Consider the following 9510-nt stretch of genomic DNA (forward strand, 5'->3'; position numbering starts at 1 on the left):
CCCGACGGGCCGCCGGCCGCGGGCCACAGGGCGCCCCCCGGCCCGCCGCCCGCGCCCGCCTCGTACGGCCCCGGCGGTTCTGCGTCCAGGTCGAGGAGTTCCATCGCCCGCCGGCTGGCGCCCTCCACCAGCGGGGCGGGCAGCCAGCCCGTGCGGACCAGGGTCGCCGCGGCCTCGCCGGCCGCCAGCCGGCGCGCCAACTCGGCCGGGGCCGGGCGCTCTTCCGGCTCCTTGGCCAGGCAGTCGACGACGATCCGGCGCAGTTCGCCGGTGAGCCGGTCGGCGAGTTCGGGCCCCTCGTGCACGACCTTGTAGAGCAGCGCGGCGGACGAGTCGCCGGGGAACGGCGGCCGGCCGGTGGCCGCGTACGCCAGCACCGCGCCCAGCGAGAACACGTCGGCCGCGGCCGTCGCGCCGCGGCCCAGGATCTGCTCGGGCGACATGTAGCCGGGCGACCCGATGGAGACGCCGGTGGAGGTGAGCGAGGCGGTGCCCTCGATGGCGCGGGCGATGCCGAAGTCGATCAGCCGCGGCCCGTCGAGGGCGAGCAGCACGTTGGACGGCTTGACGTCCCGGTGGACGAGGCCGAGGCCGTGCACGGCCACCAGCGCCTCCGCCAGGCTGGCGCCCAGCGCCCGTACGCAGGACTCGGGCAGCGGGCCGAACTCCTCGACGGCCTGGGTCAGCGAGGGTCCCGCGACGTAGCCGGTGGCCACCCACGGAACGGGCGCGTCCGGGTCCGCATCGAGCACGGGCGCCGTCCACGCGCCGCCGACCTGCCGGGCCGCCGCCACCTCGCGCCGGAACCTGGCCCGGAACTGGGTGTCGCTCGCGAAGTGCGGATGGACCAGCTTGACGGCGACGGTGCGGCCCCCCGCACTGCGCCCCAGGTACACCCGGCCCATCCCGCCGGCGCCGAGCCGGCGAAGCAGCCGGTACGCGCCGATGCCGCGGGGATCATCCGGTTCCAGCGGGTACATCGTGTGCCCCTCCCCCTCCACTGCGCCGCCCAGCTTAGGTGGGCGACCCGGGGCACCGGCAGAGGACCGATCAGCGGGCGCCACGGGGCGGACGCCCCACCCGCAACGGAACCCCGCCGCCCGGCCGTGCCGATCGCCGGCGTCCCGCCCGTACGCCGCACGTCCGCACGTCCGCACGTCCGCACGCCAGGTCCGTACGCCCCGCCCGCACGTCACGTCCGTACGGACGTCGCGCCCCCGCGCGCGCGTGGCCCGGGGTGCGTGGACGCGGGGCCGTCGGGGTGGCTAGCGGGACAGCAGCTCCACTCGTACGTCGGCGGGGAAGCCCGTGGTGGGGCCGGTGCGGCGGGCGAATTCGGCGATGCCGGCGAGTTGGTCGGCGCCCAGGCTGAAGTCCAGGGTGGTGAAGTACCGTTCCAGCACCGTGGCGTCGAACGCCTCCCAGCGGGCGGCCTGCTCGGCGACCTTGGTGACCTCCTCCAAGGAGAGGTCGCGCGAGGCCAGGAACGCCTGGTGGGCCTTGTGCACCAACTCGGGCTCCTGCTCCAGGTAGGAGCGGCGCGCGGCCCAGACGGCGAAGACGAACGGCAGCCCGGTCCACTCCTTCCACATCTGGCCCAGGTCGTAGACGTGCAGGCCGAGCCGCGGCGCGTAGTGCAGGTTGGCCCGCAGCGCGGCGTCCCCGATCAACACCGCGGCCTGCGCCTCCTGCATCATCAGCCCCAGGTCGGGCGGGCAGGTGTAGTACTCGGGCTGCACGCCGTACCGCTCGGACAGCAGCAGTTGCGCGAGCCGGACCGAGGTGCGCGAGGTCGAGCCGAGGGCCACCCGGGAGGCGTGCAACTGCTCCAGCGGCACCTGGGAGACGATCACGCAGGACATGACGGGGCCGTCGCAGCCGACCGCGAGGTCGGGGAAGGCCACCAGGTCGTCCGCGTTGCGCAGGAACTCGACCAGGGTGACCGGCGCGATGTCCAGGTCGCCGCGGACGAGCCGCTCGCTGAGCTTCTCCGGGGTGTCCTTGGTCAGCTCAAGGTCCAGGAGGCTGCCGGTACGGGCGAGGCCCCAGTACAGCGGCAGGCAGTTGAGGAACTGGATGTGGCCGACCCGCGGCCGGCTCCGGTGGTGGTCGGTGGCGGTAGCGGCGACAGGGGTTGAATTGTCCACATCCGGAGGCTAGCCCCGAGGTGGGCCGGCGGCAGCGTCGGGGGGCGGGTGGCGTAGCGTCGTTGTGGGAAGGGTCCGGACGGACGCCGCTGACGTGCGCGATTTCCCCTTCCGAGACGCCTGGAAACCGCTCGTCCCCGTGATCTTTCGCTCTTTCCCCGGGGCATCCGCCGTGCTAGGCTCGCCGCAAGTTGCAGTTTGGTTTCCCTTGCAGTACAGAGCCTGCGGAGCATGTAACGCCGCAGGCTTTTGTAGTTTTCAGACTTCTTGCAGGTTCTGGAGCAGGGCAACCCTTTGGCCCAAGGAGGGCTTATGGCTACCGGAACCGTCAAGTGGTTCAACGCTGAAAAGGGCTTCGGCTTCATCGCCCAGGACGGCGGCGGCCCGGATGTCTTCGTCCACTACTCCGCGATCAACGCCTCTGGTTTCCGCTCGCTTGAGGAGAACCAGCAGGTGAACTTCGACGTCACGCAGGGCCCGAAGGGTCCGCAGGCGGAGAACGTCACCCCCGTCTGATCCACCCGGATCTGCGTGGTTCGGCCATCGCGGTCGGCACCTATTCGTTCCTGATGTAGTACCCAAGGAGCCCTGCTCCCCCGTTTCGGCGGGGAAGTAGGGCTCCTGCCTTTTGTGTTTCCGAAGCCTGCCGACTTCCGCGGAGTTCGCCCACAGCGATATTCGCCGCATGCGTCGCCATTCGTTGACGGAAGCCCGCGCTCGAACTACTGCCGGGTTTTCGCGCACGACTTTTGCCGGGTTCCTGTCAACCATCGGGGAGGGTACGGGGATTCCCCTGCCGGCCCGCTGGGATTCTGGCGGTTCCCCGCCCACTTCTGCCCGTTACCGATCGCCCGCGACAGCTTCGCTCCGGCTATCCAGCGGCTTTCTGCCGGCTTGCCGTTGGCTTGCTTTCCGGTGACTGCCCGCTTGCTGACAGGTGGCGGGGCCGCGTCAGCCGCCGGGCGTCCACTTCTCGCCGTGCATGAGGTGGCCGAGGCCGACCCAGGCGAAGTTCATCAGCGTCGCCGCGGCCTCCTTGGCGCCGGGCCCGTCCGGCGAACCGGCCCACTCGGCCATCGATTCGGCGGCCCCGACCAGCGCGTACGCGAGCCCGGCCACCTCCCGGTCGGCGAACTTCGGGTCGCAGTCGGCCTCCCTGGTCGCCTCGCCTATCAGGTCCTCCACGAAGCTGACCAACTCCGCGCGCATGGCCGCCACCTCGCGCACAAACGGTTCGCCCTGGGTGCGGGCCTGGCTGTGCAGCACGGCCCAGCCGTCCGGATGGGCCGCGGTGTACGCGAACAGGCCGCGCAGCCCGCTCCACAGTTGCCGGTCGGCCGGCACGTCCCGCTCCACCGCCGCGTGCACCGCCGCCACCAGCGCCTTCGCCTCGCGCCTGATGCAGGCGCTGAACAACTCCTCCTTGGAGTTCAGGTACAGATAGACCAGGGGCTTGGACACCCCGGCCAACTCGGCGATGTCGTCCATGGAGGCGGCCCGGTAGCCCCGGCGCGCGAAGGTCTGCACCGCGGCGTCGAGCATCTGCTGTTCCCGCACTGCCCGCGGCATCCGCTTGCTCCTACCGCCACCCATGCGCAACGCCCCTCCCGGTACCGGCTCACAGCCGTTCAAAGCTACGGTTCCCACCTCGGCATCATCCCTGTTCGGCGGCTGCCCCGCGGGGTGATCGGCGGCTTGCGGGCAATGTCTGCTTCCCCGTCCGTTTCCCCGCCCCCGGCGCGTACGACAGGTGCGGTGCGGGGGCGGGGAGCCTCGGCGCGGACTAGGCCGCGGCGGGCAGGGCGCCCTCCTGCGGGCCCTCGTCCAGCGGCGAGGCGGAGGCCGTCTCGTACGCGCGGTGGTCCAGGATCTTCTCCCGGGCCGAGACCAGCACCGGGACGAGCGCCTGGCCGGCGACGTTGGTGGCGGTCCGCATCATGTCGACGATCGGGTCGATCGCCATCAGCAGGCCGACGCCCTCCAGCGGCAGGCCCAGCGTGGACAGGGTCAGCGTGAGCATCACCGTCGCACCGGTCAGGCCGGCCGTGGCGGCCGAGCCGATCACCGAGACGAAGGCGATCAGCAGGTAGTCACCGACGCTGAGGTCCACGTTGAAGATCTGCGCGATGAAGATCGCGGCGATGGCCGGGTAGATCGAGGCGCAGCCGTCCATCTTGGTGGTGGAGCCGAAGGGCACCGCGAAGGACGCGTACTCCTTCGGCACGCCCAGCCGCTCGGTGACCTTCTGGGTCAGCGGCATGGTGCCGACCGACGAGCGGGAGACGAAGGCGAGCTGGATCGCGGGCCAGGCGCCGCGGAAGAAGTGCACCGGGTTGAGCTTGGCGACCGTGGCGAGCAGCAGCGGGTAGACGCCGAACAGGACCAGGGCGCAGCCCACGTAGATGTCGGCGGTGAAGGTCGCGTACTTGCCGATCAGGTCCCAGCCGTACTCGACGATCGCGGTGCCGATCAGGCCGAGCGTGCCGAGCGGAGCCAGCTTGATGACCCACCACAGGGCCTTCTGGAGCAGCTCAAGGACGGACTGGCTGAGGGTGAGGATCGGCTCGGCCTTCTCGCCGAGCTGGAGGGCGGCGACGCCGGCGACGGCCGCCATGAAGACGATCTGGAGGACATTGAGCTCGGTGAACGGCGTGATCACGTCCTGCGGCACGATGCCGGTGAGGAAGTCCAGCCAGGAGCCCTTGTAGTCGACCTTGGAACCGTCGGCCGGGGTGAGCCCGGTGCCGGAACCGGGGTTGGTGACCAGGCCGATGAGCAGGCCGATGGCCACGGCTATCAGCGAGGTCGCCATGAACCACAGCAGCGTGTGGGTGGCGAGCCGGGCCGCGTTGTTGACCTTCCGCAGATTGGTGATCGACACCAGGATCGCGAAGAAGACCAGCGGGGCGACGGCCAGCTTCAGCAACTGGATGAAGATCGAGCCGATCTTGTCCAGGGTGGTGATGAGCCACTGGACGTCACCGCTGCGGGCGGCCCAGCCGAGCAGCGCACCGGCGACGAGGCCGAGGAGGATCTGCGCCCAGAAGGGAATCCGCAGGGCGCGCGGGATGGTCAGGCGTGGGGACGACAACGGACACTCTCCGAAGACAGACGGATGCCAGGGCAGTTGCTAGTGAGAGAGCGGCGTCAACGACCCCGTACGGAAGGGACGGGGTCCGTGGCCGCTGTGCGCACGTGCTACAGGCGGCAACAGGCCGCGGACAGACAGCGGCAGAGATCGACGTGCAGGCGCGCCACGAGCGCTGGGCTCGTGGGGGGACGGTGCGCTGCTGCGGTCAACATGGCAATGACGTTAACACTTTAACTTTGAGGAACCCAAAGAAGATCTTTGAGCCGGGGCCCTGAGCGGCCTCCCGGCGGGCGCCGGTCAGCGGCGCGGAACCCGCCGGCCAGCGGCGTCGGAAAACGCCAACGCCCCCTGCGCGGGCGGCAACCGCGGGCAGGGGGCGTGGGGTGGATCGATGCGGGGGCGCGAGCGCGGACCCCGGCGGGGTGTGAGGAGCCTTACACCCCGTCTTCCTGGGTCTGGTGGGCGACCAGGCGCTCCTTGGCGCGGTCCACCTTGACGACGATCTGCTCCGACATGGCGTCGCGCTGCTTGCGCAGCAGGACGAAGCTCAGCGGTGCGGACACCACGATCGCCAGCATCAGCACCCACAGCAGATTGGAGTCGCCCAGGCCGGACGGCAGGGCGCCGAAGTGAACCAGGCCCCACAGGGCCAGGAAGCAACCGACGAAGATGCCCAGACGCATAGCGGTGTATCGGAGCGTGGCGCTCGGCGTGAGAGACACGGCTGGTCTTCTTTCTCCCGGGGGTGCTGCGGTATCGGCCGGATGGTGTTCGCCTGCCCTTCTAGTGAATCACGCCGGAAAAGCGCAGCGGCAGGCGCCTCCACCCTGCGCGCCGCGTGCCGCCCGGCGCGACCGGTACGGGCTCGGCAGGTCCGGTGCGGGGCTCAGTCCAGCCGCAGCCACATGGCGATGTCGTCCCGGTAGTCGTCGTCGGCGACCTTGATCGACTCGGGGACGCGGCCGACCTCCTTGAAGCCGAGCGTGGCGTAGAAGGCGTCCACCCCGGTGCCGCCCCGCACGCCCAACCGCAGCGCCTTGAAGCCGAGGTCGCGCGCCATGTCGATGGCCTCGCGCAGCATGGCCTTGCCCCGGCCACCGCCCTGGAGCGCGGGGTGGACCATGACCGTGACCAGGGTGGCCCAGTGCAGCATCAGCCGGTGTCTGGCGGGCGTGATGAACACGGTGCCGACCAGTCGCCCGTCGGCGTACGCGGCGATCAGCCGGGTGCCGCCGGGGCCCTGGTGCACGGCGGCCAACTGCTCCTCGGCCACCGGCCGGATGTCGTCCTCGGTCACCGGCGGCACGAAGCCCACGGCCCCGCCGGCCTGGGTCACCTCGGTCCACAGCCGCACCAGGTCGCCCTGGAGCGCGGGGGTGAGCTGCGGATCACGGACGTACGTAAGGGTCATGTGCCGAGCTTAGCCATTACGAAATCCGGAGCGCAGCTCTCCGGAGTGTGAGGTGCGCCCCTCCGTGGAGGAGCCGGAGTACCCGGAATGTGGGGGCGGGGCGGCAGGGCCGGGGGCTGCGGGGCGGCAGGGCCGGGGCCGCGGGATGGCAGGGCCGGGGCCGCGGGATGGCCGAGCTGCGGGACGGCCGGGCTGCGAGCTGCGAGCTGCGAGCTGCGAGACGGAACGCCGGTTGCCGTCGCCGCGACTCCACGGCCTCGTGCCCCACGGCCACCACGGCCCCCGCCACCGCGCCCGCACACGCCACCGCCCGCGCCACCGCCGGGGAAGGCGGCGCCGCGGGCGGCTGGGGTCAGCGCTGGGCCGACCGGCGTCAGTGCCGGGCCGGCCAGGTCAGATCGGCCTGGTCAGAGGCGCATCGGCTGCGGTGCGTCGCGGCGGGCCAGGTCCGGGCCCTCGTACTCGCGGATGATCTCGTACCTGGTGTTCCGCTCGACCGGGCGGAAGCCCGCGTCGCGGATCAGGTCGAGCAGGTCCTCGCGGGTGAGCTTGGCGGGGGTGCCGTAGTTGTCCGCGTCGTGGGTGATCTTGTACTCGACGACCGAGCCGTCCATGTCGTCCGCGCCGTGCTGGAGGGCGAGCTGCGCGGTCTGCACGCCGTGCATCACCCAGAACACCTTGACGTGCGGCACGTTGTCGAACAGCAGCCGGGAGACCGCGAAGGTCTTCAGCGCCTCGGCGCCGGTCGCCATCGTCGTCCTGGCCTGGAGCCGGTTGCGGACCTTGCCGTCCTTCACGTCCACGAAGTCGTGCTGGTAGCGCAGCGGGATGAAGACCTGGAAGCCGCCGGTCTCGTCCTGGAGCTCACGCAGCCGCAGCACGTGGTCGACCCGGTGCCGCTCCTCCTCGACGTGTCCGTACAGCATCGTGCACGGGGTCTTGAGGCCCTTCTCGTGCGCGAGGCGGTGGATGCGGGACCAGTCCTCCCAGTGGGTGTCGTGGTCCACGATGTGCTGCCTGACCTCCCAGTCGAAGATCTCGGCGCCGCCGCCGGTCAGCGATTCAAGGCCGGCGTCGATGAGCTCGTCCAGGATCTCGGACGCGGGCAGCCCGGAGATCTTCTCGAAGTGGTGGATCTCGGTGGCCGTGAACGCCTTGAGGGAGACCTGCGGCAGGGCCTCCTTCAGCGCGGAGAGCGAGCGCGGGTAGTAGCGCCAGGGCAGCGTGGGGTGCAGCCCGTTGACGATGTGCAGCTCGGTGAGGTTCTCGCCCTCCATCGCCTTGGCCAGCCGGACGGCCTCCTCGATGCGCATGGTGTACGCGTCCTTCTCGCCCGGCTTGCGCTGGAAGGAGCAGTACGCGCACGAGGCCGTGCACACGTTGGTCATGTTGAGGTGGCGATTGACGTTGAAGTGGACCACGTCGCCGTTCTTGCGGGTGCGCACCTCGTGCGCCAGGCCGCCGAGCCAGGCCAGGTCGTCGGACCCGTACAGGGCGATCCCGTCCTCGCGCGTCAGCCGCTCCCCGGCGCGGATCTTCTGCTCAAGTTCGCGCTTGAGCCCCGCGTCATTCGCTGACACGGCCTTCGACCCAGCCATCCGGCGCCTCCCCTGTACCTCTGTGTTCGGGCTCCGTCGAGCGTACTCCCCGCCCCACGCGCCCCACCCGCCCGGCTCGCACACCGGCCCTGACGGGCGGCGGGTGGACGGGGGCGGAGCCCGGCGGGAGCGGCGGCGGGACGCGCCCTGTCGGCGCGCCACCCCCGCCACCCACCACCCGCGCCCCCGGCACTCACACGTCTTCGGGCAGTTCCCCGACCCGGTTCTCCCACTTGGTGGAGAGCACGATGGTGGTGCGGGTGCGGGAGACGCCCACGGTGCCGGAGAGCCGGCGGATGGTGCGCTCCAGGTCGTCCACGTCACCGGCGCGGACCTTGAGCATGTACGAGTCGTCGCCGGCGATGAACCAGCAGTCCTCGATCTCCGCCAGGTCCCGCAGGCGCAGCGCCACGTCCTCGTGGTCGACCGCGTCCGAGAGCTGGATGCCGATCAGGGCCGTCACGCCGAGGCCGAGCGAGGCGGAGTCGACGGTGGCGCGGTAACCGGTGATCACTCCGGCCGCCTCCAGGCGGTTGATCCGGTCCGTGACGCTGGGCCCGGAGAGGCCGACGAGCCGCCCGAGCTCCGCGTACGAGGCCCGGCCGTTCTCCCGCAGGGCCTGGATGAGTTGCCTGTCGACCGCGTCCATGTGACGGCACGCACCTTTCAAAGTTCTGCGATCCAGAAGGTTTGGGTGTAGAATCTAAGGCATGCAGGGCGCGAGACCCTGCGAATCTCTAGCTGAACTACCTCAATCAACGACGATTCTTCAGGAGTGAGCTACCCCTTGTACACGATCGAGATGGCCTATGCCCGCATGCGTGAGCTGCAGGAGATAGCCAACCGCTCGCGTGCTCAGCAGGCTGTGCAGCAGCAGCGCGAGACCACGGCCAAGGCGCACAAGCGCCGGGCCAAGAAGCGCTGACCCCAGCCTCCCCGCATCGACTCGATGCGGCCTGACGCCGAGCGTCAGGCCCGCGCACCCCGGCGCCCACGCGTCCCGCCGGAGTCGCGCCCCCAGCAGGACGCGTGACCGCGGCAGCGCACCGGGCACTACCCCCCGGGCCTGCCGCTTCTGTCTTCCCGCGGCATGGCACCGACCAGCCGTACGGCGCGTACCCGCCAGCGGCCGGGGCGCCGCCCCGCCGGCGGCCCGCCCCCCCCGCGCCCCCCCCCACCGCGCGCCGCCCATGCCGCCCCGCGCGACCCCGCCCACCGGCGGTTCAGCTACAGCGGCCCGCCCGCCGCCTCCAGCCCCCGCCC

9 protein-coding genes are annotated in these 9510 nt (G+C 71.1%); 1 reads left to right on the forward strand and 8 read right to left on the reverse strand.

Annotated elements, in window-relative coordinates; all coding sequences use genetic code 11:
* Both AAHZ94_RS21095 and AAHZ94_RS21100 read right to left on the reverse strand, forming a co-directional pair.
* Positions 1–980, reverse strand: a 980-nt coding sequence (locus AAHZ94_RS21095; RefSeq protein ID WP_349994544.1) for a serine/threonine-protein kinase, incomplete at its 3' end; no start/stop codon positions are given.
* Positions 981–1265: 285 nt separating this feature from the next.
* Positions 1266–2147 (reverse strand): menaquinone biosynthetic enzyme MqnA/MqnD family protein, encoded by an 882-nt coding sequence (locus AAHZ94_RS21100; RefSeq protein ID WP_349994545.1) that lies wholly within the window; start codon positions 2145–2147, stop codon positions 1266–1268.
* Between the two features lie 312 nt (positions 2148–2459).
* On the opposite strand from AAHZ94_RS21100, the gene AAHZ94_RS21105 reads away from it, so the two are divergent.
* Positions 2460–2663 (forward strand): cold-shock protein, encoded by a 204-nt coding sequence (locus AAHZ94_RS21105; RefSeq protein ID WP_003984261.1) that lies wholly within the window; start codon positions 2460–2462, stop codon positions 2661–2663.
* 435 nt (positions 2664–3098) lie between these two features.
* Here AAHZ94_RS21105 and AAHZ94_RS21110 read toward each other — a convergent pair whose 3' ends face one another.
* From AAHZ94_RS21110 to AAHZ94_RS21135, 6 genes are all read right to left on the reverse strand, one after another.
* Entirely contained in the window at positions 3099–3740 is a 642-nt protein-coding gene (locus tag AAHZ94_RS21110; RefSeq protein WP_349994546.1) for a TetR/AcrR family transcriptional regulator, read from the reverse strand.
* 190 nt (positions 3741–3930) lie between these two features.
* Positions 3931–5238, reverse strand: a complete 1308-nt coding sequence (locus AAHZ94_RS21115) for a dicarboxylate/amino acid:cation symporter (protein ID WP_349994547.1) — start codon at positions 5236–5238, stop codon at positions 3931–3933.
* A 434-nt stretch (positions 5239–5672) separates the two neighbouring features.
* Entirely contained in the window at positions 5673–5960 is a 288-nt protein-coding gene (locus AAHZ94_RS21120; protein WP_349994548.1) for a DUF4229 domain-containing protein, read from the reverse strand.
* A 164-nt stretch (positions 5961–6124) separates the two neighbouring features.
* Complete coding sequence (locus AAHZ94_RS21125) at positions 6125–6649, reverse strand: GNAT family N-acetyltransferase (RefSeq protein ID WP_349994549.1); 525 nt, start codon at positions 6647–6649, stop codon at positions 6125–6127.
* A 407-nt stretch (positions 6650–7056) separates the two neighbouring features.
* Positions 7057–8247 (reverse strand): aminofutalosine synthase MqnE, encoded by a 1191-nt coding sequence (gene mqnE / locus AAHZ94_RS21130; RefSeq protein WP_349994550.1) that lies wholly within the window; start codon positions 8245–8247, stop codon positions 7057–7059.
* A gap of 193 nt (positions 8248–8440) precedes the next feature.
* The gene (locus AAHZ94_RS21135; RefSeq protein WP_349994551.1) at positions 8441–8896 is read right to left on the reverse strand and encodes an Lrp/AsnC family transcriptional regulator; all 456 of its coding nucleotides are present in this window, start codon (positions 8894–8896) and stop codon (positions 8441–8443) included.
* Positions 8897–9510: the final 614 nt, after the last annotated feature.

The organism is Streptomyces sp. HSW2009, from assembly GCF_040240285.1.
In the GTDB taxonomy this organism is placed as follows: domain Bacteria; phylum Actinomycetota; class Actinomycetes; order Streptomycetales; family Streptomycetaceae; genus Streptomyces.

Bases quoted from the DNA above. Each gene is read 5' to 3' on its own strand.
- mqnE (WP_349994550.1), bottom strand. From the start codon at position 8,247: ATGGCTGGGTCGAAGGCCGTGTCAGCGAATGACGCGGGGCTCAAGCGC.
- AAHZ94_RS21110 (WP_349994546.1), bottom strand. From the start codon at position 3,740: ATGGGTGGCGGTAGGAGCAAGCGGATGCCGCGGGCAGTGCGGGAACAG.
- AAHZ94_RS21105 (WP_003984261.1), top strand. From the start codon at position 2,460: ATGGCTACCGGAACCGTCAAGTGGTTCAACGCTGAAAAGGGCTTCGGC.
- AAHZ94_RS21135 (WP_349994551.1), bottom strand. From the start codon at position 8,896: ATGGACGCGGTCGACAGGCAACTCATCCAGGCCCTGCGGGAGAACGGC.
- AAHZ94_RS21125 (WP_349994549.1), bottom strand. From the start codon at position 6,649: ATGACCCTTACGTACGTCCGTGATCCGCAGCTCACCCCCGCGCTCCAG.